Source organism: Niveibacterium sp. (genome assembly GCF_041909475.1).
In the GTDB taxonomy this organism is placed as follows: Bacteria; Pseudomonadota; Gammaproteobacteria; order Burkholderiales; family Rhodocyclaceae; genus Niveibacterium.
The window spans coordinates 24,627-48,901 of record NZ_JAYRDJ010000019.1 but is presented as its reverse complement, the minus strand read 5'-3'; the positions used below and the strand labels follow the sequence as shown (position 1 = coordinate 48,901).

General features: G+C 64.9%; 23 protein-coding genes. 6 read left to right on the top strand and 17 right to left on the bottom strand.

Annotation, left to right across the window (positions count from 1 at the left end):
- Positions 1-10: 10 nt before the first annotated feature.
- The gene (hutU, locus tag ACE3P0_RS13435) at positions 11-1,720 is read right to left on the bottom strand and encodes a urocanate hydratase (RefSeq protein WP_374403175.1); all 1,710 of its coding nucleotides are present in this window, start codon (positions 1,718-1,720) and stop codon (positions 11-13) included.
- 191 nt (positions 1,721-1,911) lie between these two features.
- Between hutU and hutC the strand changes: the two genes are divergently transcribed.
- Positions 1,912-2,652 carry a histidine utilization repressor gene (gene hutC, locus ACE3P0_RS13430; protein ID WP_374403174.1) on the top strand — a complete coding sequence of 247 codons (741 nt, stop codon included), beginning with the start codon at positions 1,912-1,914 and terminating at the stop codon, positions 2,650-2,652.
- A 194-nt stretch (positions 2,653-2,846) separates the two neighbouring features.
- A complete protein-coding gene (locus tag ACE3P0_RS13425; protein ID WP_374403173.1) occupies positions 2,847-3,602 on the top strand; it encodes a hypothetical protein in 756 nt (251 codons plus the stop codon).
- A gap of 138 nt (positions 3,603-3,740) precedes the next feature.
- Here the strand turns inward: ACE3P0_RS13425 and ACE3P0_RS13420 are convergent, their stop codons facing one another.
- The 6 genes from ACE3P0_RS13420 to ACE3P0_RS13395 all read right to left on the bottom strand — a co-directional run bounded on the left by ACE3P0_RS13420 (position 3,741) and on the right by ACE3P0_RS13395 (position 8,574).
- A complete protein-coding gene (locus tag ACE3P0_RS13420; protein WP_374403172.1) occupies positions 3,741-5,534 on the bottom strand; it encodes a sulfatase-like hydrolase/transferase in 1,794 nt (597 codons plus the stop codon).
- A 116-nt stretch (positions 5,535-5,650) separates the two neighbouring features.
- Positions 5,651-6,391, bottom strand: coding sequence for a TetR/AcrR family transcriptional regulator (locus tag ACE3P0_RS13415; RefSeq protein ID WP_374403171.1), 741 nt, complete (start codon positions 6,389-6,391; stop codon positions 5,651-5,653).
- Between the two features lie 24 nt (positions 6,392-6,415).
- Entirely contained in the window at positions 6,416-7,147 is a 732-nt protein-coding gene (locus tag ACE3P0_RS13410) for a GNAT family N-acetyltransferase (RefSeq protein ID WP_374403170.1), read from the bottom strand.
- Between the two features lie 75 nt (positions 7,148-7,222).
- On the bottom strand, positions 7,223-7,525 hold the full coding sequence (locus tag ACE3P0_RS13405) for a hypothetical protein (protein WP_374403168.1): 303 nt from the start codon (positions 7,523-7,525) through the stop codon (positions 7,223-7,225).
- Between the two features lie 150 nt (positions 7,526-7,675).
- The gene (locus tag ACE3P0_RS13400; protein ID WP_374403167.1) at positions 7,676-8,125 is read right to left on the bottom strand and encodes a DUF3291 domain-containing protein; all 450 of its coding nucleotides are present in this window, start codon (positions 8,123-8,125) and stop codon (positions 7,676-7,678) included.
- Between the two features lie 44 nt (positions 8,126-8,169).
- The gene (locus ACE3P0_RS13395; protein WP_374403166.1) at positions 8,170-8,574 is read right to left on the bottom strand and encodes a DUF4440 domain-containing protein; all 405 of its coding nucleotides are present in this window, start codon (positions 8,572-8,574) and stop codon (positions 8,170-8,172) included.
- A 154-nt stretch (positions 8,575-8,728) separates the two neighbouring features.
- On the opposite strand from ACE3P0_RS13395, the gene ACE3P0_RS13390 reads away from it, so the two are divergent.
- Positions 8,729-9,178, top strand: coding sequence for a YaiI/YqxD family protein (locus tag ACE3P0_RS13390; RefSeq protein ID WP_374403164.1), 450 nt, complete (start codon positions 8,729-8,731; stop codon positions 9,176-9,178).
- Positions 9,179-9,228: 50 nt separating this feature from the next.
- On the opposite strand, the gene ACE3P0_RS13385 is transcribed toward ACE3P0_RS13390, so the two are convergent.
- A complete protein-coding gene (locus tag ACE3P0_RS13385; protein WP_374403162.1) occupies positions 9,229-9,963 on the bottom strand; it encodes a metallophosphoesterase in 735 nt (244 codons plus the stop codon).
- Positions 9,964-10,376: 413 nt separating this feature from the next.
- On the opposite strand from ACE3P0_RS13385, the gene ACE3P0_RS13380 reads away from it, so the two are divergent.
- From ACE3P0_RS13380 to yiaA, 3 genes are all read left to right on the top strand, one after another.
- Entirely contained in the window at positions 10,377-11,495 is a 1,119-nt protein-coding gene (locus ACE3P0_RS13380; RefSeq protein WP_374403161.1) for an alpha/beta hydrolase-fold protein, read from the top strand.
- A 21-nt stretch (positions 11,496-11,516) separates the two neighbouring features.
- Positions 11,517-14,102, top strand: coding sequence for a TIM-barrel domain-containing protein (locus tag ACE3P0_RS13375; RefSeq protein WP_374403160.1), 2,586 nt, complete (start codon positions 11,517-11,519; stop codon positions 14,100-14,102).
- Between the two features lie 200 nt (positions 14,103-14,302).
- Entirely contained in the window at positions 14,303-14,722 is a 420-nt protein-coding gene (yiaA, locus tag ACE3P0_RS13370) for an inner membrane protein YiaA (RefSeq protein ID WP_374403159.1), read from the top strand.
- 13 nt (positions 14,723-14,735) lie between these two features.
- On the opposite strand, the gene ACE3P0_RS13365 is transcribed toward yiaA, so the two are convergent.
- The 9 genes from ACE3P0_RS13365 to ACE3P0_RS13325 form a co-directional block, all read right to left on the bottom strand.
- A complete protein-coding gene (locus ACE3P0_RS13365; RefSeq protein WP_374403157.1) occupies positions 14,736-15,509 on the bottom strand; it encodes a LytR/AlgR family response regulator transcription factor in 774 nt (257 codons plus the stop codon).
- Positions 15,506-16,576 (bottom strand): sensor histidine kinase, encoded by a 1,071-nt coding sequence (locus ACE3P0_RS13360; protein WP_374403156.1) that lies wholly within the window; start codon positions 16,574-16,576, stop codon positions 15,506-15,508. Before ACE3P0_RS13360 ends, ACE3P0_RS13365 begins: the two co-directional genes overlap by 4 nt.
- A 123-nt stretch (positions 16,577-16,699) precedes the next feature.
- Positions 16,700-17,875 carry a cardiolipin synthase ClsB gene (clsB, locus tag ACE3P0_RS13355; protein WP_374403155.1) on the bottom strand — a complete coding sequence of 392 codons (1,176 nt, stop codon included), beginning with the start codon at positions 17,873-17,875 and terminating at the stop codon, positions 16,700-16,702.
- Position 17,876: 1 nt separating this feature from the next.
- Complete coding sequence (locus ACE3P0_RS13350; RefSeq protein ID WP_206254019.1) at positions 17,877-18,626, bottom strand: endonuclease/exonuclease/phosphatase family protein; 750 nt, start codon at positions 18,624-18,626, stop codon at positions 17,877-17,879.
- A 131-nt stretch (positions 18,627-18,757) separates the two neighbouring features.
- A complete protein-coding gene (locus tag ACE3P0_RS13345; protein WP_374403152.1) occupies positions 18,758-19,378 on the bottom strand; it encodes a hypothetical protein in 621 nt (206 codons plus the stop codon).
- 18 nt (positions 19,379-19,396) lie between these two features.
- Positions 19,397-21,796 (bottom strand): DUF2235 domain-containing protein, encoded by a 2,400-nt coding sequence (locus ACE3P0_RS13340; protein ID WP_374403151.1) that lies wholly within the window; start codon positions 21,794-21,796, stop codon positions 19,397-19,399.
- Positions 21,793-22,758, bottom strand: a complete 966-nt coding sequence (locus tag ACE3P0_RS13335) for a DUF3304 domain-containing protein (RefSeq protein WP_374403150.1) — start codon at positions 22,756-22,758, stop codon at positions 21,793-21,795. The genes ACE3P0_RS13340 and ACE3P0_RS13335 overlap by 4 nt, the downstream gene beginning before the upstream one ends.
- On the bottom strand, positions 22,755-23,459 hold the full coding sequence (locus ACE3P0_RS13330) for a DUF3304 domain-containing protein (protein ID WP_374403149.1): 705 nt from the start codon (positions 23,457-23,459) through the stop codon (positions 22,755-22,757). The genes ACE3P0_RS13335 and ACE3P0_RS13330 overlap by 4 nt, the downstream gene beginning before the upstream one ends.
- Before the next feature lie 18 nt (positions 23,460-23,477).
- A complete protein-coding gene (locus ACE3P0_RS13325) occupies positions 23,478-24,275 on the bottom strand; it encodes a DUF4123 domain-containing protein (protein ID WP_374403147.1) in 798 nt (265 codons plus the stop codon).

The following is a 24,275-nucleotide window of genomic DNA, read 5'->3' as shown; positions in this document are numbered from 1 at the left end:
GGGATGCAGGTCAGCCCAGCATCGGCAGGTTCAGGCCGCGCTCGCGGGCGCAGTCGCGGGCGATGTCGTAGCCGGCGTCGGCATGGCGCATCACGCCGCTGGCGGGGTCGTTCCACAGCACGCGTTCGAGGCGGCGCGCGGCGGCTTCAGTGCCGTCGGCGACGATCACCACGCCCGAGTGCTGCGAGTAGCCCATGCCGACGCCGCCGCCGTGGTGCAGCGACACCCAGGTCGCGCCGCCGGCGGTGTTGAGCAGCGCGTTGAGCAGCGGCCAGTCGGAGACGGCGTCGCTGCCGTCGCGCATCGCTTCTGTCTCGCGGTTCGGGCTGGCGACCGAGCCGGTGTCGAGGTGGTCGCGGCCGATCACGATCGGGGCCTTCAGCTCACCGCGGGCGACCATCTCGTTGAAGGCGAGCCCGGCCAGGTGGCGTTCACCCAGACCCAGCCAGCAGATGCGCGCGGGCAGGCCCTGGAAGGCGATGCGCTCGCCGGCCATGTCGAGCCAGCGATGCACATGGTGGTTGTCGGGGAACAGCTCCTTGATCTTGGCGTCGGTCTTGCGGATGTCTTCCGGGTCGCCCGACAGCGCCACCCAGCGGAACGGCCCCTTGCCCTCGCAGAACAGCGGGCGGATGTAGGCTGGCACGAAACCGGGGAAGTCGAAGGCATTCGCCACGCCTTCGTCCTTCGCGACCTGGCGGATGTTGTTGCCGTAGTCGACGACTGGCACGCCCATCGCCTGGAAGTCCAGCATCGCCTGCACATGCACGGCGCAGCTCTTCGAGGCGGCGCGGCGCAGCGCTGCGTGCATGCCGGGGTCGCGCTGCGCGGCGAGCCATTGTTCGAGGCTCCAGCCGATCGGCAGGTAGCCGTTGATCAGGTCGTGCGCCGAGGTCTGGTCGGTCACGAGGTCAGGTTTCACCCCGCGGTGCACGAGTTCCGGCAGCACTTCGGCGGCGTTGCCAAGCAGGCCGATGGACACCGCCTCGCCGTGCGCGGTGTGGTGCTTGATCAGCTCCAGCGCATGGTCGAGGTCGCGCGCCTGCACGTCGAGGTAGCGGGTGCGCAGGCGGAAGTCGATGCGCGACTGCTGGCATTCGATCATCAGCGACGTCGCGCCGGCGAAGCTTGCCGCCAGCGGTTGCGCGCCGCCCATGCCGCCGAGCCCGGCGGAGAGGATCCAGCGGCCGCGCCAGGGGGTGGCGTTTCCGTCCGTTCCGTAGTGCTGTCGCCCGGCTTCGGCGAAGGTCTCGTAGGTGCCTTGCACGATGCCCTGGGTGCCGATGTAGATCCAGCTGCCGGCCGTCATCTGGCCGTACATCATCAGGCCCTTGCGGTCGAGCTCGTGGAAGTGCTCCCAGTTCGCCCATTTGGGCACCAGGTTTGAGTTGGCCAGCAGCACGCGCGGCGCATCGGCGTGGGTGCGAAACACGCCCACCGGCTTGCCGGACTGCACCAGCAGCGTCTCGTCGTCGGCGAGCGTCTGCAGCGATTTGAGGATCGTGTCGAAGCAGGTCCAGTCGCGTGCGGCGCGGCCGATGCCCCCGTACACCACCAGCGCCTCCGGGTTCTCGGCGACCTCCGGGTCGAGGTTGTTCTGGATCATCCGGAACGCCGCCTCGGTAAGCCAGCAGCGACAGCTGCGTTCGGTGCCGCGCGGTGCGCGGACGACGCGGCCGGGGGCCAGACGGGGATCCTGTTCGGGTTGGGCGATGGGCATGGCGTACTCCGCGACTGCAAAAGTTGTCTATACATTTTTAGCGCAGGAAGATGCTTTGCGCAAGAGTTGTCTATACAATTAAATGGGAGGGCAAGCGCTTCGCCGCGGATCACACGAATGAACACGGATCTCGGCGGACGCCTGTCAAGCGACTGGGTGACGGCCCGGCGCCCCGAACCGAGAAGCGAGCCATGAGCACCGAACGCAGCGCCCCCCGCTACCAGCAGATCAAGGACGAGCTGCTCGCCCGCATCCGTGCCGGCGAATGGCAGGTCGGCGAGGCGATCCCGCCGGAGGAAGGCCTGGCGCGCGATTTCGGCGTCGCGCGGATGACCGTGAACCGCGCGCTGCGCGAGTTGACCGAGGCCGGCGTGCTGACCCGCACGCGCGGCGCCGGCACCTTCGTCGCGCCGCCGCGGGTCGAGGCTCCGCTGCTGGAGATCCGCAACATCGCAGAGGACATCGCCGCGCGCGGCCACGCGCACACCGCAGAGCTCTTCAGCCTCGCGCGCGGGCAGGTCGACGCCGCGCTGGCCGAGGCCTTCGAGCTGCCAGTCGGCGCGCCCTTGTTCCATTCGGTGCTGGTGCACCGCGAGGACGGCCGCCCGATCCAGGTCGAAGACCGCTGGGTCAACGCCGCCTTGGCGCCGGACTACCTGCAACTGGACTTCAGCACCGAAACCCCCAACGCCTACCTGACCCGCGTTGCGCCGCTTGCGAGCGCGCGCTTCACGGTCGAGGCGAGGCTGCCGCCGCGCGATATCGCAGCCATGCTGGGGATCGATGCCCGTTCGCCCTGTCTGGTGATGCACCGGGTAACGCGGGGCGCGGCCGGCGTCGCGTCGGTCGCCACGCTGTGGCATCCGGGTGAGCACTACCGGCTGCATGCGGTGATTGATGTCGAGCAGGGGCCGCGGCGGCAGGGGTACTGACGCCACTGCAGCGGCAAGCGACGGCGCGGGGCCGAGTCGCCTGCGACGCTGTATTGCGCGGGCTCATCGGCGCGTTGGCCGCTCTGGCCGCCGGAGGGCGCATCGAGCGGGCAGACCGGCGATGCTAGACTCGCCCGGCAAACTTGGCGCGCGCGACTCCGCCTAATTCCTCCGCCGGTTTGCCCGCCCCGTTAATGCAGGACTTCTTTCCCGCCGCGTTTCTTGACGCGATTCCGCCCGCGCTGCGCGACGTGCCGCAGCAGATCCGCAGCCAGACCGGCATCGCAGTGCGTGTGCAGGAAATCGACGAATCCTTTGCGCGCCGCAATCCCTCGTTTGCGTCGGCGTCTGCAGTGCTCGACATCGAGCACCGTCAGCAGTCGATCACGATCCGTGTTTCGCTGTCAGCCCTGAGCCCGCGGATCATTTCCCATGAACTGATTCACCTGAAGCGGAACGTCCTCGAATCGGTGCCGAAGTTCTTCCCGGTCGCCTCAGCGAGCGGCGCGGAAATCCAGTCGATCTACTTGCTTGAGAACGCGCTGGAGCACCTGTTCGTGGTGCCGGAGGAAATCGCTGCTCACCCGGAAGCGGCCCCGCTGTGGGCACGCGACTACGCGACGCTCGTCGACAACTCGCAACACAACGGGTTTGCGCTGTGCCTCCATTGGGTTTTCCTGCGACTCGTGCTGCCGGCGCATGAGGCGATCGCCGAAGCCTGCGCGGCACACCTGAACGCGTTGCAGGACCCGTACTTGATCCGTGTCGCGGAATACCTCCGGCGCACCCTTCAGGAACAGCGGTCCGACAAGTTTGCCATGCAGCAGACGCTGCTGAAGGCGATCGACCCCGCGCTCAGAACCCACATCGCGGTCGGGCGCTTCGCGATCCGCGACGGAAAGCTCGTCGCCGAACGATTGAACGATGGCGCGTGGTGTGCGGGCAATTGAAGGGCGTTACGCAACGCTCGGCGATCCGCGTGCCCGCTGAGCGTGCGGTGGGGCTGCGCCAGCGCGCTGCCCGCATCGGGATTCGATCTTCGATGCTGCGGGCAGGCTCTTTGAAAAGGCGCCCGCCCCGCTCGACGATTACAGGTCCAGGCGGTCGATCTGCCACTTGATGCCGTCGAAGTCCGGCATCTCACGCCCATCGTCGACACCAATCTCGCGCACGATCTGTTGCTCGAGCTTCTCCCGCATCGATTCAAGCACGCTCGCGTGTTTGGCGCGGTCCAGCGCCAGGTTCTGCATCTCCTGCGGATCGTTTTGTAGATCGAACAGCTCGACGTCGTTGCGCGCGAAGAGCTCATCGAGATTCGTGGGGCGGTGGCGTTCGATCGGCGAGAAGTAGCGCGTGAGCTTGTAGCGGCCGTCGAACGTGGTGCGCAGGCTGCCGCGCTTGCGCAGGTTGGGCCGGTAGCCGGCGGCGGCCATCGCGTTTTTCGGGTCCTGACCGGCAGCGCGCGCCTCGGACACGATGCGGGTGACCTCGCTGTCGTTGGTCGCGATGCCGCTGTAGGTGAACAGCACGGCATCGCGCACCGCATGTACCCCAGCAGTGGCCGGTTTGGAGAGGGCTGGCGAGAAGTCGCGGCCCGGCAGATCACGGCCCGCCAGTTCGCTCGCGCGCGTGGCATCAACGCCAGCAAGCGATAGGAGCGTCGGCACGATGTCGATGTGGCCGGTCAGCGCCTTGCAAGACTGTCCGCCGCGCACGTCGGGGTGGGCGACATACATCGGCACATGGATCGACTCCTGATATGCAAACGGCCCCTTGCCGCGCAGACCATGGGCGCCGCCCATCTCGCCGTGGTCGGAGGTGAAAACGACGATCGTGTCGTCGGCGAGGCCCAATGCGTCGAGTTCGTCGAGCATCCGCTTGAGTTGCGCGTCGACCGAGCGGATCGAGTTCAGATAGAAGTCCGAGAAGCGTTGCCAGCGTTCCGCCTCAAGCGGAATCGTGCCCAAGGTGTATCCCCAGGCACGGAGGAATTCGCGGTGCGCGCCTGGGCGGCCGGCGGTGTCGAGAGGTTGCCGCAGCGACGCCGGCAGCGGTGCATTCCAGCGCGTGCGGTAGGCGGGGTGCTCCGGCGCGCGCGCTGCATGCATCAGCAGGTGCCCGGTGTCCTGAACCTTCTCGCCCGGCGCGTCGGTGTTGAAGTACATGATGTCGTGCGGGTTCACCAGGCTTACGAACAGCGCCCAGGGCTTGCCGTCGCTCTGCAGTGCCTGGCCCTTTTCTCGAAGCCAGGACACCGCGCTGCCGGCGATCATGTGGTCGTGCTTGTAGCCGCCCAGCGTGTGCACCAGCACATCGCCCGGCCAAACGAAGTCGGAGAAGCCGTAGGCATCCATCTCCTTGGTGAACAACTGATCGGGCGCTTCGGTGTCGAATGCCGCATTCAGGTGCCATTTGCCTTTGTAGGCGGTGTAGTAGCCGGCCTTGCGCAGCATGTGGCCGACTGTGGGCACCTTGGTCGAGAGGGCTTCGACGTAGGGCATGTCGGCGTTCTCGAACATGCGGTTATCGGGGGTTTGCAGGCCGGTCATCATGACCGCACGCGAACTGGTGCACATCACCGCCGGGCAGTAGTGCTGGTCAAAGCGCACCCCGCGCTTGGCGAGCAGTTCGTGACCCGGCAGTGTGTAACCCTTCGGCCATTGGGTGATGTGGCGTTCCTGGTCGGTGAACACGAACAGGATGTTGGGCGCCTTACCCGCGCTGCGTGCCGGCTTCGATGCGCGGCCAGTTGGTGCGGCGGCGGCCGCTGAGCTGGAACTGCCCAACAGCGGGGCTGCTACGGCGGCCGCTCCAGTCAGCGACAGAAATTCGCGGCGGGTGAGCCCGGCGGGCTGTTCGGGTGGAACGCGATCGTGCGACATACGGATCTCCTCGTGGGGGCGCGCCGGCTGCGCGCAGTAGGGTGGCGCCGGCGGTTCGAATGCCGTCGGTCGTCGGGCGCATCGAGTCTGCCGCAACGATCAAAGTGACACAGGTGTCACTTTTGGTTTGGGCGCGCCGGTTTCGGTGTCGAGGTGGTGTCGGCGGCCCTGCGGGCGTGGGCGAGCAGGGAGTCCGCGGGAATCTCGATTGGCGCGAGCGCGCATGTCGCATGGCGCTGAGCGGCTGCCCGCGGCACACCGAGCGCTTGGAGTAATGCCTGCGCGAACTGCTCCGGGTAGTCATTGGGGGCGTTACCGGATTGCACCGTGGCAAACGCCGCGACAACCGAACCGAAAACAAGATCGAGGATCAGTGCAGCCGGCAAAGCGGCAAAGCGACCGGTCGCGATCCCCGCGTCGATGTCGCGCATGACGTTCTGGGTGGCTTGGCCGCCCTGGCGGATGGCCGCGTGGCCACCGCGCACCACAAAGGTGGCGAACAGCGGGTATGTCTTCGCAAGCCGCAAGGCATAGCGCAAGCCGGCTGCGAGTCTCGCCGCCGGGTCTCGGTGCAGCAAGACGAGGGGGTCGATGACACGAACGATCTCGTTGCTGACGGCCTCCGCCACGCCAGCCCAGAGCGCTTCATGCGTGCGGAAGTAGTTGTAGAACGTACCGCGCGCGACGCCCGCTGCGGTGATCACTTCGTCGATCACGCCCGGCTCCAGGCCACGCTGCGCGATCACGACGAGCGCGCTGGCGATCAGCCGCGCCCGCGTCCGCTCGCGCCGCTCGGCAGCCACGCGAGGGCGGTGGTCTTCGGGCGGGGCGGGGTGCGTTGGGCTGGGTGAAACCATGCCGACGAGTTTAGCGCGGCACGCTCAGGCCTTGGCGTCCGCGTCGTGCAGCGAGGCGGTCAGTGCCGACAGCGCGACCCGTTGGCGACCGTCCTCGTCGAAATTCTCCGGCGCGAGCCATTGTTCGAACAGTGCTTTCAGCGCCGGCCACTCCGCATCGATGACCGAATACCACGTGGTGTCGCGGTTGCGGCCGCGATCAATGCGCGCCTGCCGAAAGCAGCCTTCGTAGGTGAAACCGAGCCGCAGCGCGGCGCGGCGGGAAGGCTCATTGAGTGAATTGCACTTCCACTCATAGCGCCGGTAACCAAGCGCGAACGCCTGCTGCATCATCAGGAACATCGCCTCGGTGGCGGCGGGTTTGCCCTGCAGCAGCGGCGAGAAGTGCAGGTGACCCACCTCGATCGGCCCGGCAGCGGGGTCGATGCGCAAGTAGCTGCACACGCCGACTGCGCGACCGGTTGCGGCATCCACGATCGCGTAGAAGCAGGGGTCTTGCCCTGCAGCCATGTCGGTCAACCAGGCCCGGTATTCGTCGAGCGACGTGAAGGGGCCGTAGGGCAGGTAGGTCCAGCTGCTGCCGTCGTGATCCAGCGCGTCAGCCGCGAATAGTTCTTCCGCGTGGCGTGCGGGGTCGAGTGGTTCGACGCGGCAGAAACGGCCCTGCAGTGCAACGCCGCCTGGCCAAGGCGGCGGCGACCAGTTCGGAACTTCGGCGCCAACGGGCTGGCCAAAGGCGTTTGTGGTGACAGGCATCGGGCAGGCTGCGTAGTGTGGGAGCCCGCACTTTACGCCGCCGTGGCGCCGCCCGGTGAAGGTGTCGCGTGCTTGCTAGATCAGCCCGAGTTCGCGCAGCAGGCGGCTGTTCTCACGCGCAAAAGCGGTGTCGGGCAAGCCCAGTTCGTAGATTGTGCCGCTTTTGGTTTTTACGCGGCGCGTTTCTGCATCGATGTCGATGACCGAGCTCGTTTTGCCGGCTGCGGTGTGCACGAAGGCACCGATGATGCCGGTGGCGTTGGATTGCCCCGGCGCGTGCTCGAGCCACCAGCCGTTGAGGCGTTGCTTCGGCGGGGTGCTGCGGAGTGACTTGAGGGGCAGCGTGGCGCCCCAGGGGGAGTTCGAGCGCGTGTTCATGTGCGTGGATGCGAAGCTGAGTGGCGTGTTGGCCACTTCTTCTGATGTGGCCGATCACCTGCAGGGCAGGCACACGCTAGCGTAGTGCGCAATGCAAAGCTGGGCCTGCGCAGTTTTCCACGCCGCCGATGCGGTGAGTGTCAAACTTCGTCACGCAGCGGGGGCGGGGAAGGCGTCGCGGAAGGTGAATGCGAATTCCGTTGGGCCGTGTGCGCGAAGGCTGGCGAGGCGCTCGGCTGCTTCCTCCATGCTGGGGCGATGATTCGCGGGCACCCACCACAGCACAGCGTACGCATCGGCCATGCGTGCAAACCATTCGCGGCGCCGGCGCAGGATGTCGGCATGCGCCGAGCGGAAGGCGAACGTGTGCAGCGCTGCGATGTCCTGCCACACGGACATGTTGACGATCACGTCGTCCGCGAACGGCCGCATCGCCGTGGCGTCGCCCGCTTCATCCTGCAGGCGCCAGACGAAGCCGGGCGATTGTTCGGCCAGTTGGTTGATCCGTTCGAGGTTGGCGACAAAGTCCGCCAGACGTGGCGAGTCGAGCGGTTCGAGCAGGTGCGCGATATTGAGCTGGGCGAGTTGAAAGGCGGGCATCGTTCCTCCTGTGTGGCCAGATGTCTGCAGGCGCGGCGCAGCGTTCAGCTCGAGGGATAGGGCGAGAACTGGTCCGCGACGACCCACCAGCGAGCGCCTTCGCGCACCAGGAAGAACAGGTCGCGCCCGCCGGTGTCGATGGTTTGCCCACCCATGTCGAAGGACATGTCGTAGTAGTAGCTCACCACCGCCGCGTCGCCGAATACGTCGACCACCGGTTCGGTCACATCGAAGCGGTGGATCTGCGCGGCTTCGCGGAAGCCCTTCCAGCCGGCGATGCATTGCTCGGCGCCGAGGCGGCGCCAGCGGTCGCCCGGCGTGATGGCAACCATGCGGGGGTGAAAGTAGGCGGACAGCTCGTCGGGGTCGCCGAAAGTCCACGCGGCATTGAGTGCTACGACGGTGTCCCAGACATGCTGTTGTGCGGGCTCGGGAAACGTATGCTTCATGAGGCCTCCATGCAAACAGGGGCGCGCGTGCCGGCAATACCGTTGTGCTGGGCGGGCGCTGTTTTGCCATTTGGCATTCTACCGCCGCGACAAGCGGGTTCTTCCATGCAGCGTCTGTCGTATTCTGTGTGCTTCAGAAACTGAGACGCCCACCATGCAGATTTGGGTTGATGCCGACGCCTGCCCGCGCGTGATACGCGAGATCCTGTTCCGTGCAGCTACCCGCACGACGATTCCGGTGACCCTGATCGCGAACCAGATGATCGCGGTGCCGCCATCGCCCTACATCCGCTCGGTGCAGGTACCCAAGGGCTTCGATGTGGCGGACGACGAGATCGCGCAGCGCGTGTCGCCTGGCGATCTGGTGATCACCGCCGACATCCCGCTCGCCTCACAGGTGATCGAGCGCGGTGGCCTGGTACTGGACCCGCGCGGGGAACGGCTGACGAAGGACAACATCCGCGAGCGGCTTTCGATGCGCGACTTCATGCAGGGCCTGCGTGATTCCGGTGTCGAAACCGGCGGGCCGGCCGGCTTCTCCGCAGCGGATACGCGCGCCTTTGGTGCCGCGCTGGATCGCTTGCTGGCGCAGCGGCGGCGCTAATTCCGACTGCGCGTGATTGCGCAACGCCGCGCACGCGCCGAATGCGAGGCTCACCCGATATAACCGGAGCGCAGCGCCTGCGCCCATTCCGGTCGGCCGTGCGTTTCGGCCAGTTGCGCCATCGACTCGAAGTCGTAGGGTACGGCGTGCAGCGACAGATGCCAGACGCTACCGCGCTGTTCGGCGATCGCGTAGCGGGCGTCCGGCGAGCCGGTTTCTATCGTGTGCGGATAGGGGTATTCGCCGCGGAAGGCCTGTAGCCCGACGCTGCCGGGATTGAGCAGCCATTGCTCGTCAAGGCGGAGCATCCGCGGCATGTGAGAGTGGCCGCACACGACAAGGGGCGCTCTCTGGTTGCCGAGCCGTGCGCGGACTTCGGCGGCGTTGGCGATGCGTGCGCCGGCAGGGGTGAGCGTTTCGAAGAAATACTCGAGGTCGCTCGCAGGCGTGCCGTGGCAGACGAATACATCCGGCTGCAGTTGCAGCGTGCCGGGCTGGCTGCGCATCCAGGCGAACTCGGCCTCGCCCAGTTGGGAGAAAGCGTAGGCGTCCGACGCGCCCTGGTGGTCGGGAGCTTGTGTCAGCAGTTGGCGCTCGTGGTTGCCGGCCAGTGTGGGCCAGCCGGCGGCGATCAGGTACTGCGCGGTCTCACGCGGCAGCAGCGGGCCCGAAAGGCTGTCACCAAGGTTCGCGATGAGGTCCGCGCCGTGGCCGCGGATGTCCGCGACCACCGCTTCGAGTGCGGGCAGGTTGCCGTGGATATCCGATACGAAGGCAATGCGCATGATGACCCCGATCTGCTGTTCCCCCCCCTCGTTCTGCGGGGTAAGGCCGCAAGCGTAGCCGGGGCGCGCCGCAACGGGAAGCGGTAGGCGCTGGTCTGCGCCGTGTCAAAAGTCCGTGATTCGTTCGTCATTGTTGCCGACAGCGCGCAGGGCCAGCGACTACACTGCGGGCCAGACAGGCTACGCGGCGCCCCGATGTGCTGCGGGTCCTGTGCGCGGCAGCCCTATCGCCGCGCCCACGCCGCGAGTCGGCGTGGCCTCAAACGCCTGCGCAAATGAAGCTGCCGCTGGAGCTGTCTCCTGCGGTGACACGGATCCAGTTCGGGTACATCCGCGTGGCCTTACCCGTGCTGTCGAGTGGCAGCCGCCACGGCGGGTGCGCCCATGTCCGCCCTTTGCGTTGAGGAGAAATAATGCGTTCGAGGATTCTGCGTACGGCCAGCCTGCTGGCCCTCTTGCTGCTTGCGGCCTGCGGTGGTGGTGGCGACGGAACCGGCACGGTTACGCCGCCGATTGCCGGCGATACGATCACGGTGACGCAGGAGAAACTGGCGACGCCGGTCGACGGTGCGTCGAACTACCTGCTCTACCTGCCCAAGGGTTACGGCGACGACGCGACGGCGAAATGGCCGCTGATCATCTATCTGCATGGGTCGCAGCCGTTTTCCGGCCTGGTGCTCAGTAGCCTGAGTCAACAGGGCATCATGGGCTACATGAAGGACAACCAGAAAGGGCTGCCGGCGATCGTTGTGCAGCCCCAGCAGGATGTGAATACCCATGGCCATAAGGTCGACTGGCACGACCCGGCCTTCATCGACATGGTGATCCGCGATGTCGAACAGCGCTTCGCGGTGGACAAGACCCGCGTCAGCATTACTGGCGGCAGTCTTGGCGGATTCGGGTCCTGGAGCATGGTGCTGGCCTACCCGAAGCGCTTTGCCGCGGTGATGCCGGTCGTGGGTGGGCTGTCGAACGACACGGACTCCTACGATCGCCACCAGCCGATCACGACTGCGGCCGACTGGGGAGCCAGCTTCGCCCGCATCATCGATACGCCGATGCGGGTGTACGCGGGGGTTCCAGATCAGAGCGTGCCGATTGCCTGGGCACGCAACCCGGTGGCGATCCTGCGCGGCGCCGGCGGCCAACCCGACTATCACGAGACCAACAAGGGCCACGGCGAAACGCAATGGGAGGCGCTGCAAGCCGAACCGATCGGCTGGATGCTCGCGCAGTCGCGCCCGGACGCGAGTGAGGAGACGACGCTGATCAACGCCGCCGACTACGTCGGCACGTATCGTGGCGAAAACAACCTCACCGTCACGATGAGCATGGCGGGTGATCGGCTGATGCTGAGCTTTGGCAACGGGCGCGCACCGATGAGCTTCCTGCCGATCGGCGACGATCGCTTCATGGCAGAGTGGATGACGCGGGCGAAGCGCGACAGCGCCGGCGCGGTGAAATGCTTTGTCACGCCGATGTTGATGCTGCCCGATCTGATTCGCGACGGCGCAACGGAAAGCTGCAACTGATCAATTAGAAGGGTGATTCCGATGCGAAGTGAAACCATGCAAGCGCGCGGCTGGGCGGCGCTGATCAGTGCCGGCAGTCTGCTGTTGGCGGGTTGCGGCGGTGGCGGCGCCAGCGCGGCGACGCCGGCACCTACCACGCCACCCGCGGAGGTCAGCTACTTCGAATCGGCGACGCCGCAAGTGCGCCTGAGCCAGGCCGGCCATCAAGTGATGCTCACACTGCTGCGCGGCGACATGCTGCATGTTGCCTACAGCGCGCAGATCGAACCGGGCACGCCCTTCCTCTCGCCGATGATCGCGCCGCGCAACTTCAGCGGGCCGGCGAGCTACGCTTGGGATGCGGACGCCAAGCGCCTCACGACCGACGAGCTGATGGTGGAGCTCGATCAAGGCTGCTGGCGCGTGTCGGCTAGGCAACCAGAGCAACGCGTGCTGACACGGCTGTGCGTGCAGGACTGGCAGACCGAGCGACTACGCTTGACACTTTCCGGCGAGGGCGCGACCGAGGTGCTGGGGCTGGGCGAACGCCTCGTCAGCGGCGCGGGGAGGTCACCTTCCTGGCTTGGCACACAGCGCGTGCCGGCGAGCCGCTACGGCAATGCGATGACGTACTCCGACATCTCTGCCTCTGGCGACATGCAAGTGCCGGTGGCCTATGTGCTCGGCGAGGGGCGTCGCAACTGGGGCTTGTTCGTCGACTCCGCCTATCCGCTGAGTTTTGATCTTCGAGCGGCGAACTGGACGCTCGACAGCCCTTCGCCCTCGCTGGGCCTCTTCGTGTTCACTGGTGCCGACCTGCCTGATCTGCGGCGCGATTACGTGTCGCTCACCGGCACGCCGCCGGTGCCACCCTTGAAGGCATTCGGCCTCTGGATATCCGAGTACGGCTACGACAACTGGGCAGAGCTCGACGACAAGCTTGCCACGCTGCACGGCAAGGGCTTTCCGGTCGATGGCGCGGTGCTGGATCTGCAATGGTTCGGTGGCATCAACAGCGGTTCGCAAACGACGTCGATGGGCAAGCTCAGCTGGGCGACCGGCAAGTTCCCCGATCCGGCCGCCAAACTCGCCGGCTATGCCGCGAACGGCGTTGGCACCGTGCTGATCGAGGAAAGCTACATCGGCGCGGCGCTGTCCGAGTTCCGCGCGCTGGCGGATCAACGTCACCTCGCCATGGACTGCGCGCCGCCGTGCACCGAGGCAACGGTGCTCAGCAGCAACCCTTGGTGGGGCATCGGCGGCATGATCGACTGGTCCAACCCCGGTGCGGGCAGTTGGTGGCACGACGCCAAGCGTGTGGCCTTGATCAACGACGGCGTGCTGGGCCATTGGACCGACCTTGGCGAACCCGAGATGTTCAGCCCTTCGTCGCAGTACTTCGGCATCGACTGGTACGGCGCACATCCGACTCGCCATGCTGACGTGCACAACCTGCTCAACTTCTTCTGGAGCCGCAGCATCGCGGCCGACACCGCACGCACGCACCCGGAGCGGCGGCCGTGGATACTGAGCCGTTCAGGCGCCGCGGGCAGCCAGCGCTTCGGCGTTGCAACCTGGTCGGGCGATGTGCAGTCCTCGTTCGCTGCGCTCGGCGCACAGATGACGGCACAGGCCAACATGAGCCTCTCGGGCTTCGACTACTACGGCTCCGATGTCGGCGGATTCGATCGTGCCGGCATGGGTGGCGCGCCGCTGTCGAAGCTCTACACCCGCTGGTTCGCGACCAGCGCCTTGCTTGATGTGCCGCTGCGGCCGCATGTGCAGAACCTCTGCAACTGCACCGAGACGGCGCCGGACCGCATCGGCGATGCGGCAAGCAATCTCGCCGCGCTGAAATTGCGTTACCGCCTGGTGCCCTATCTGTACAGCCTGGCGCACGCGGCCCACGATCAGGGTGATGCAATGTTCCCGCCGCTCGCGTACTACTTCCAGCAAGACAAGGCCGCGCGCAGCGTCGTCACCACCAAGATGATCGGCCCCTGGTTGCTGTTTGGTGCACCGAGTGGTACCGACGCGACGATGGGCGTGTATCTGCCCGCGGGTGCCTGGACTGACTTCTATGCCCCTGCTCGGCGGATCGATTCGCAGGGGGCGCTCAGCCAGGAGAATCTGCTGGTGGCCGATCAGTTGCGCGCGCCGATCTTCCTGCGCGAAGGGGCGATCGTGCCGATGCTGCGCGACGCACCTGCGCACCTTGGTGACCCGCGCGATCGTGCGATCCACTGGTTCGACGATCTGCTCGTGCGCATCGTGCCAGCCGCCACCGTGAGCCGCTTCACGCTGGTCGAGGACGACGGCGTCACGCGTGGCTATGAAGCGGGGCAGGTGGCGCGCACCGCACTGACCGCACAGCGCGGTGGCGCCGGCGAAGTGCGATTTACGCTGCAGCCGGACAACCGTAGCGGCGCCACGGCCAAACGCAAGCTCACGCTGGAATTCCTGCTCGGCGGTGCCGGCGTGCGTGAAGTGCGCGTTGGCGGCGCTGTGTTGCCGGCCGCGGATGCGGCGGGCTCAACGGTGGGCTGGTATGCCAGCGAGGGCGGTGTCACGCTGCGGCTTGGCGAGCGTAGCGTTGATGAGGCGCTCGACGTGACGCTGCTGCCTTGAGCGTGGCGCGGCGGCCGAGGTGGGCACGCGTAGGCGATCCCGTCCGGCGCATGTTCTGATACCGGCGCCGCACCCCCTTGCGGGCAGCGCGTGCGGCGCGGAATCTGTCGCTGCCGGCTGCATTTGTGTCTCGCGCCGCGAGCGCGCTCAATTGACAATGCAACCCGGCAACGAAGACTGAAATCAAACCAAGAGGAAACATGGCAAGCGAACTTTACAAACCGTCCGCCGCGTTCGTCGGCGCATCTTGGATCGCGTTGTTCCTGGGCGTTGGCGCCTACTGCGCCGGCCTGTGGAATGCACAGATGCAGCTCAACGAGAAGGGCTACTACTTCACGCTGATCCTGTACGGCCTGTTCGCGGCGGTGTCGCTGCAGAAGAGTGTGCGCGACAGGCTTGAAGGCATTCCGGTCACCGGCATCTACTTCGGCCTCGCCTGGGTATCGGTGGCGGTATCGATCCTGCTGCTCTGCGTGGGGCTATGGAACGCCACACTGGCGCCGAGCGAGAAGGGTTTCTACGCGATGGCCTTCGCGCTGAGCCTGTTTGCCGCAGTGGCCGTGCAGAAGAACACCCGCGACAGCCGCCACGACTTCACCCAGAAGGAAGAGAACCTCTGAGCGCGCCGCGCGGCTACATCTGCCGGAACAGGTGGGCGTAGCTGCGCGATACGGTCAGCGTCTCGGGCCGGCCGGTGAGCTTGAGCTGCACGCGGCCATTGCCGTCCGGCCGCGCGCTCTGCACATGGCGCAGGTTCACGATGAGGCCGCGATGAACCTGCTGGAAGTCTGCCGGGTCCAGCTGATCCAGCAGCTCTTTCAAGGGCGTGCGGATCAGTGACTCACCTTCCTGCGTGAACACCGCCACATATTTGTCGGTGGCGGCGAAATACACCACGTCCTTCACGGCGAGCATCTTCACCGTATCGCCGACGGCTGCGCGCACCCAGTTGAGCCGGGCCGGCTGCGCGGGCGCGACACCACGCTGCAGCGCTGCGATCAGGCTGCCAAGATCCGGCGCTGCGGAAGGTTGTTCCAGGCGCTTGCGCAGCTTTGCGATGCAGTATTCCAGCCGCTGCGTGGTGAAGGGCTTGAGCAGGTAGTCCACCGCTTCGCGTTCGAATGCCTCCACCGCAAAGCTGTCATACGCGGTGACGAACACCACCAACGGCGCGATCCCTTCGTCGAGCAAGCGTTGCGCGACCGACATGCCGGACTGCCCCGGCATGCGTATGTCGAGAAACGCGATGTCCGGGCGCTGCGCACGGCAGGCGGCCAAAGCGCTGTCACCGTCACCGGCTTCCGCAACGATCTGCAGGGCGGGCCACAGTTGCTGCAGGGTGTCGACAAGGTCGGCGCGCAGCAAGGGTTCGTCGTCAGCAACGACGGCGCGGATGGTCGTGGTCATGCGGGCACTCCGGCACGATGGGCTGCAATCTCGATGCTTGCACGCACGCCGCCGGCCGGCGCGCCTTCGACCGACAGACGCGCATCGTCGCCAAAGCATGAAGCCAGGCGCGCTTGCACATTCTCCAGCCCGAGGCCGGTGCCGTGCGTTGTCGACGCGCCGAGGCCGACGCCATCATCGGTGACCGAGAGGCGCACCCAGCCGTTGTGCTGTTCGGCAAGCAGGGCAATGTGCGCCGGACCGGCCTTCTGTTCGATGCCGTGAGCGATGGCGTTTTCCACCAGCGGCTGCAGCAGCAGCGGCGGGAGCGGTAGCTCGCGCAAAGCCTGGTCAATATGGATCTCGAACGTCAGCCTGCCGCCCATGCGGATGCGCTGGATGTCGAGGTAGGCGCTCAGAAGATCGAACTCGGCGGCCAGCGTCATGTGCGGTGTGCGCGAGGCCTGCAGCGTGGCGCGCAACCATTCGATCAGGCGATCGAGCAGGGTGCGCGCCAGTTCGGGGTCGCGGCCGATCAGGCTGCGCAGGTTGGCGAGGGTGTTGAACAGGAAATGCGGTTCGATCTGTGCCTGCAGCGCGGCCAGCTGCGCGCTCGCGGCGGCACGTTCGGCTTCGGTACGCGCGAAGTCGGCCTGCGCGGCGCGGGTGGCGAGCTCCGCCGCGCGGCGCTCTGCGACTTCGCGCCACCAGAAGAATGCGAAGCAGACGGCAAACGCGATGGCCGAGAAACCAAATGTCAGTCGCCAGGCGTAGGGCGATTGCGTCAGCGCCGCGGTGGCCGGGTAGCCGCGGAGGGCCGTGGCGAGCATGAGACCGCCGACCACACCGAGCGCGCCGCCAGCAATGCCCCAGGCGAACTTCAGGGCGGGGTAGCGGATGTAGCGGATCGGGATGGATGACAGATAACAGAGCCCGCCAATGCACTGGCTATACAACAGAGCTTCGCGGAAGCCGCTGCCCGACACGGTTGTCCACAGCGCGGCGAATACGGTGTTGAAGACGAGCAGCAGCGGCACTTCCTTCAGGTAGTGCCGCGGCGGAACCGGGTTTTGGGTGCATGGTTTCATGCCGAGATGATGCCTTGCGGCCGTAGTGATCCACCAGTGTGCCAAGACGAACCGACGCCAGCGTGGCGCGAAGTGCAGAGAGTAGGAGCGAAATGCAGGCGCCCCCGTGACGGGGCGGGGACATTACCCCGGGGGGCCGCGATCGGCGGCTCGCACGCCGACAATACCCATCATCGCGCGCACCAGCATGTACGCGCCCCAGCTCGCGAAACGCCGGTACCACGGGGCGCGCTGGTGTTCGGCCAGCAGCAACTCCACCGCGCCATCCTGCATCGCATGTTCAAGACTTGAACGCAGCTCACCCGCAAAGCCGACGTCACGGACCACCACATTCGCCTCGCGCGCGAGCATCAGGCTGAAGGGGTCGATGTTGGATGAACCCACCGTCGCCCAGTGCCCGTCGCATACCGCCACCTTTGCGTGAAGGAAGCTCTTGCGGTATTCGAAGATGCGCACACCGCCGGCCAGCAGGTGCGGATAGAGGGCCCGCGTGGCGTAGTGCAGCAATACGTACTCCACGCGACCTTGCAACAGCAGCACCACGTTGCAACCCCGCCGCGCAGCTTCGATCAGGGCCTGGCGGAAGCGCCGGCCGGGCAAGAAGTAGGCGTTCGCAATCACGATCTCGCGCCGCGCCTGAGCGATCGCATCGAGGTAGGCGTTCTCGATGTCGCGCCGGTTGCGCAGGTTGTTGCGCACTACGAAGGCGGCGCGTACCGCGCCAACCGGCAAGGGGGAGGCCGCCAGTTCGCTTTGCCAGGCTGGGCGCTCGCGCAAACCGGCCCAACTCACCAGCCACCACACTCGGTGCACCGAGGTGTGGATCGGGCCCAGCAGCGGGCCTTCCACCTTCACCGCGTAGTCGAAGCGCGGTGGTGTCTGGCCGGCCGTATCCATGTCGTCGATGATGTTGATGCCGCCAACGAAGGCAATCCGTGCGTCGATGACTGCCAGCTTGCGGTGCAATCGACGCAGGCGGTGGCGGCGAAAGCGCAGGGCGCGCAGCTCCTGCCGGTAGATCAGCACTTCGACGCCGGCCTCTCGGAGCCGTGGCGCAGTGTGATCGACAAAATCGCGGCCTCCGAAGCCATCCACCAGCACCCGTACCGCGCAGCCGCGCGCTGCCGCCCGGCTGAGCGCCGCAGTGACCGCCTCACCCGTCGCATCGCTGGCGTAAATGTAGGTCTCCAGGTGCACTTCGATGCGCGCGGCGTCGATTGCAGCGATCAGCGCGGGGAAGTACTCCGCACCGCATTCGAGCAGCGTCAGGGCGTTACCGGGGAGCAGCGGCGCAGGCATGTCAGCCGGTGTAGACCAGCTCCGCAGTGAGCGGCGCATGGTCCGATACGTTCGCCCAGCCATGGCCGCGCAACACTTCGGCCTGGGTGGGGCGCAGGTGGCGTACGTAGATCCGATCGAGCGTGAGCAAAGGCAGCTTGCTCGGGAAGCTGCGCGCCGGCCGCCCCGTCAGTTCGGTAAACACCTCCTGCATACCGAGCTGGCGCGCGAGCCACTCGTTCGCCTTGCTGTGCCAATCGTTGAAGTCACCGGCAATGATCACCGGCGCGTCCGGCGGAATCTCCTCATGCACCCGCTCGATCAGGCTAGAGAGCTGGCGCCGACGTTGCGCATCGGTCAGCGACACATGCACACAGATCGCGTGCAGCGGCACACCGTTGTCCATGCCCAGCACACAATGCAGCAGGCCGCGTCGCTCGAAGCGGGTCAGCGACACATCCTGGTTATCCGCGGTCAGGATCGGCAGCTTCGAAATGAGCGCATTGCCGTGGTGCCCCTGCCGATACACCGCGTTACCGCCATACGCCGTTTGCTGCCAGTTGCCCTGCGCGAGAAACTCGTGCTGCGGCATCGCCGGCCAGTCGTCGTGCTGCGCCTGATGCCCCAGATGCAGCCCCTGCACCTCCTGCAAGAACACCACATCCGAATTCAACCCCCGCAGCCGCTCGCGCAGGTCATGAATCACCATGCGGCGGTTGAACTGCGAGAAACCCTTGTGGATGTTGTACGAGCAGATCCGGAGGCGCGTCATTGCGGCGAGCGAAAAAGGGAGTCGCCTCAGTGTGCCGCAAAGTCGCGATGGCGCACAGAGCGCGACAAGGCGATCGCGTTGGCGGCCGAGGCGGCGCGCGCCGCCGTTGTTATGTCCGATCGCCTCTCAGCTCAGGAGGCTGTTGCCCACAGCACCCATTTCGCGACGCGCGTCATGGGCGTCGCGGCGTCGAACTCAAAATGCAGATACTGCGCGTCGTCCGCGTCCAACGCGTATTCGACCTTTGCGCTGCGACCCACTTCACGGTTATGTGCGTCAAGCCCGCGTACGTGTAGCGTGCCCTTGAACTTCTGCGATGCCAGCACGTAAGCCTTCAGTGCATTCTTCGAGCCGGAGGATCCAACTTCCAACACGGCCCGTTCACTCTTCAGCCCGAGCTTTTCTGCGCCACCATCCACGACGATGTGCACTTCGGCCGCGCGGTCCAGGCCTTGCGTGACACCGCTGAATACCTTGCCGACACCTGCCGCAACCTCTTCGGCTGCCTTCTGACCATCATTTTGAAGCGCCTGGCCGATGCCCTTTGCTTTGGCAGCCTGGTCCTCCACCAACTTGGCGCCTTGCGTACGCTCGGCTTCCAACTGCTCCTCGCGGCTCTTGCAACCGCCGACGATGAGTGACAGTGCGAGCACCGAAAGTGCGCAGCGGGTGGTCCACTTCAAGTGTTTGTTCATTTCTCTCGGGGTTCTCATTCGACTGAACGTCCGGCACAGGGAAACAGCGCGCGGCAACAAGCATGGTGCTTGGCTTCAGATTGCCGCCCGCTCCTTGGCCATCCATGCGCTGGTGTATTCCATGATGTACTGCTGTGAACGGTCGAAGGCCGCCAAATCACCGTTCTGCGCCTGAACGTTTGCGCGCGCCTCATCAATCCCCTTGCGCAATGCGGCCATGTAGTCGCGCTGGCGTTGATCCAGCGCTTTGAGCGCCGCGGCACGATCGACAGGCTTGTACACGAGCTTGGGCGGGCGTGGCGAACCGGTCGTGTAGATACGGCGCCAGCGCAGGTAGCCCCACATCGAATACATCTCGTGATTCATCGCGCCGCGGTTCAGGAAGGTCTTTGTGCCGTTCTTGTAGGCGGCGATTTCCTTGTCGCATGCCGCGATTCGCGCTTCGGTGGCGGCCAGCCACTGGGCACGCATTTGGTCCGACTGGGGGGCTACCATCACGTTGTAAGCCGGCCCGGAGCGCGCTGTCGCCAAATTGCCAACGGCGGACACAGTTTGCGGTTTTGCAGCGCGCAGCTGCTCGGCGTTGCGCACCAGTTGCGCCCGCTCCTGCTCAAGCTCTTTGATTCTTGCCTTGGTCTTTCTTGCGAGCTCGCCTTCTTTCTTTTCTCCGTTCGGGCCGACACTGTCGAACCAGTCTGCATCATCGCTCGCGAGAATCTTGAACCACGCGCGCGAGTCATGGACATAGCGATCGAAGAGTTCGATGACCGCCTGGTCATTCTGCGGAGTGAGATGGGCGTGCTCCCAGATCGGACGAATCTCGCCCCAGTCTGCGAACTTTTCTTGCTGAGCGGCTGCTTCAATGGCGCCCAGCAGGGAAGTGGCCGAAAGCGCGCGTCGCCATACCGGCGTGTTCAGCAGGGCGAGCTCTTCGCGCAACTCTTCGTCCGCGAGTTTAAGGTCGGCAATGTCTTGCACGCGCGAGCCCGTTCTCGCCTCCTGCACGTTCTTCTGTGCATGGATGTTGCCAAGCCTCAGCTTGCGCCATGCAAGGTAGTGGCCGTACTGCTTGTGCATGATCTGCTCGACGGTCCCTGCGGGCTGCGTTTCTTCCGGGAACATCGGGTCCTTCATGCCCGCTGGTGCGACCTTGCCGGTTCGGGTTGCGGCGATGTAGGCGTTGAATGCGCTCTTAAGCGACTCGGAGATATTGAACGTTGCTTTGACCTTTGCACCGAGGTCTGCCTCAAGCCTCAGCGGCACCCCTGCGATGAGTGCCTCGCGATACATCTGCGCCAGCGGGATCTGTGAGAGTTTGTCTGCATCGCTTGTCGAGCGCCCTTGGTCGTGCGGCGGATATCCACCCCCCACATCCGAGTGGACTCCGGGGTAGATGATCTCCTTGCAGTTCGATGGCAATTCGTCGCCGATACACACCGAGTCGAGCGGGAAGCTGCCGCGCACTTCGTGTGCCGCAGCCAGGTGAACACAGCGCCTGACTGATTCGGGTACGACCATGTTCTCGCCATCCGCCCAGCCCATGTGGCCGTCGGCCACCAGTACGCCGTGCGCGAGGCCCACCGACGCAACGGTATCGAACACGCCGAGGAAGTCGATCTGCAACGGGATGCCCGCAATGCGGCTTCCGTAAGCCTCCAGCAGCCAGTTCACAAAGACGCGCGCTTCGGCTGCGCCTCGTGAGAAGCCAAAGACCGAAATCCGGATGCGGGTGATCTTGGGCTTGCTCTTGGTGGTCAGCCTCGTCTTGACTGGATTGGACGCTTCAAGCGTCTTTGCCCGCCCTTGCAGCACTTCAAGCCGCTGTTGCCGTGCGCTCATTCGCGCAAGCGCTTTGGCGCGCTCGGCTGGCGGCGCCACGGATAGGCCGGCAATCAGCGCGTCGCCCAGGTTCCGCACCATGACCTGGCTCGTCTGGCATTGCCGCGCGACGTTGCCGTCGTTTGCGGCGCCCGCAATCGAGCTGCCCCCGGAAAGGATCACGTGCAAGTGTTCGGTCACCTGCAGCAGCGCCCACACCACGCGAGCCTCCCCTTGCAGCGCTGCGGCCAGCCCGCCGGTACGGTCCGCCCCTACGCCACTGTCATCGATTTCTTTGAACGCGGTGCCGAGCCCGGGAATGTAGGTCTTGCGGTAGTACGCCTCTGCGCCTGTTGGCGCTCCATTCAAATCCGGCTTGTCCGCCTCACCGCCGTAAGTCGGTTTGATCAGCGTCGGGGTGCCGATGCAGGCTTCGAACAGGCGTGCGACGTTGCTCTGCGCTTGATTGGGCGTGTCGCGGTACTTGTTGTTGTTCGTACCGTCGAAGAAAAAGCTCAGGAAGATGTCCTGATTGCAGGGGGCGGGGTTGTTCTTTGTGCAGATTTGAGCGGGATTGAGTTGCAGTGCGATTGAGCGTTCGGCCTTCGTAAACGAGAGCGGTTGATCTCTGCATGGTTCCGCAAGACGGACGCTCATTGCACTTCCTTCGCGGTTTTAATGCCCTCTTCAGAACAGGCTTCCGGACCGAACTCGACGATGCAACTCCTTAACAAATCCTTGCAGATGTCGTCTGGGTTGTGCAGATCGCAACCTTCGAGTAGCTGTGGTGGTTGCATTCGCGTCATGTTCCGCGCCGACCATTGCTCGCACTGTCTCGTCTTTGACTCGGTTGCGAGGCAATAGCTCATCGGGTCGGCCTTTATCCGCCCCGGCCATTGTGGATGGCCTGCTTCATAGCGGGAGACGACCAGCTCAACGTCATTCGCGTCGTAGAACGTGACGAACAGGTTGCCCGGCTCGGTGTAGCGCGGGATCTCGAACTCCCGCGAGTACTCGTCGAAGGTTTTGTCCCGGTCGCTATTGCTCCACTTGATCAGCACCTTCAGTCCGGGGCGCCACACTTTGGGCAGAGCGATGCAACAGCCTTGATCGCCCCCGCCCAGAGGGGTCACCGACGCACCGCCGATGGCCGGCAACGTCGGTACCGTTGCGTCATACACCGTGTAATCAAAGAAATACTTGCTGCTGTAGTTGAGCGAATAGGTCGACGCCGTAAAGGTATTCGGATCTTCTTTCTTATTCTTCTCGCTAGAAACAGAGCTGATCGGCTTGCAGGCGCTGAGGGCGATCACGCAAGCGGCAAGAGCCAGGAGCATGCTTTTCTTGTGCATCGGATCTCCGGAGTTTGATTTGCGCGGGCCGCCGATGCAGGCTTCGAACAGGCGTGCGACGTTGCTTTGCGCTTGATTGGGCGTATCGCGGTACTTGTTGTTGTTCGTGCCGTCGAAGAAAAAGCTTAAGAAGATTTCTTGATGGCATGGGGCAGGGTCGGCTTTGCAAGGGAAGATAGGTGGTTCGAGTTTGCGCCTTATTGCCCACTCTGTCGGAGTTGGTTCGAGGTGCGTTTCCCTGCAGGGCTCTGCCAAGCGAACGTTCACTTATCGTCTCCACCACTGACCGATTTCTCAGAGCACGCCTCTTCTCCAAATTCCTCGACACAACTGGAGATTAAGAACTGGCATGCCTCACTCGGGTTCTGAAAATTGCAGTGCTTTAGCAGCACCTGCGGGGATGGCCTGGTCATGTTCCTGGCCGACCACTGCTCACACTGTTTCTTGTTGGCTTCGGTCGCGAGGCAATGGCTCATCGGGTCGGTCTTGATCCGCCCCGGCCATTGCGGATGGCCTGCTTCGTAGCGGGATACGACCAGTTCGACGTCATTGGCGTCGTAGAACGTCACGAACAGGTTGCCAGGTTCAGCGTAGCGCGGGATTTCGAATTCCCGTGAGTACGCTTCGTGGATCTTTTCGCGGTCCGCGTAACTCCATTTGATCAGTACCTTCAATCCGGGGCGCCACATCTTCGGCAAAGCGATGCAGCAGCCCTGGTCTCCGCCCCCCAAAGGGTCGACCGCCGCGCCACCAATCGCGGGCATTTTGCTATCGGTTGTGTCGTAAACCGTGTAATCAAAGAAATACTTGCTGCTGTAGTTGAGCGAATAGGTCGACGCCGTAAAGGTGTTCGGGCCTTCCTTTTTCTCGCTGGACGCAGAGTCGAGTGGATTGCAAGCGCGGGGGATGGTGATGCCAAAGGCAATAAGCAAACCGCAGCAAAGGTGTTGGGTTTTGGACGGTGCCATGGGGTGTCTTTTGTTCGATCAGATTTCTAGCTGGCTCAGGCAGTATGCAATCTGCGTTGCCGGGTCGTCATGCCCAATCTCTGTGGCTTCCATCAGCCACTGCGTGACGGCGGCGTGCCGCCGCGATGGCAGATCCGCCTGCCATGCGGCGGGTGCCAGTGGATCAAGTTGCGCGAGGACGGCATCAGGCCAGGCCGCGTCGATCAGCGCTTGCCAGTGCTCAGGAGCGAGGTGTGGCATGTCGTGCGCCAGCCGGTCGGGGCTGTCAAGACCGGGGGTTTCAATGAGGCTTCCGTTGCGGTCAATGTGCAGCCAGGCAATTAGAGGCGCGAGCAGGGTCACGCGTTGAGCATCGCCCAGGCTGTTGAGAATGGCGCTCAGAACGCGGGTATCCCCGATGCGAAGCAGGTACTCGTCGTCGTCCGGCGCCAGGCGGGCTTCCGTGTACTTGCGTAGATGTTCGGCGAGTGCCGCGAATGGCGCGCGCGATACGACAAAGCTCAGCATCGGCCGCCCGTCGCACGCTTGGCAGAGTCTTCTGATGGCGGCGCTCAAGCGCTCGCCGTTCTTGGGCAGTGCAACCAGAAACACGGAGTGATGGTCGCCAGCACCGCCAAGGTGGTCCAGCAAGTTGTGGTTTGGCCATTGCGAAATGGCCAGTCGGCGCCGACTTTCTGCGTCAGGCAAAAACAGTTGGTCCACCACGGCGTAGATGTGTGCGTCGGGCGCATCCGATGTATCCACCGCGCAGGTGTGTCGACGCAGCGCCTCGGTCAGCACCGCGATGTTCGAAGGGGGCAAGGGATCAATCCGCAT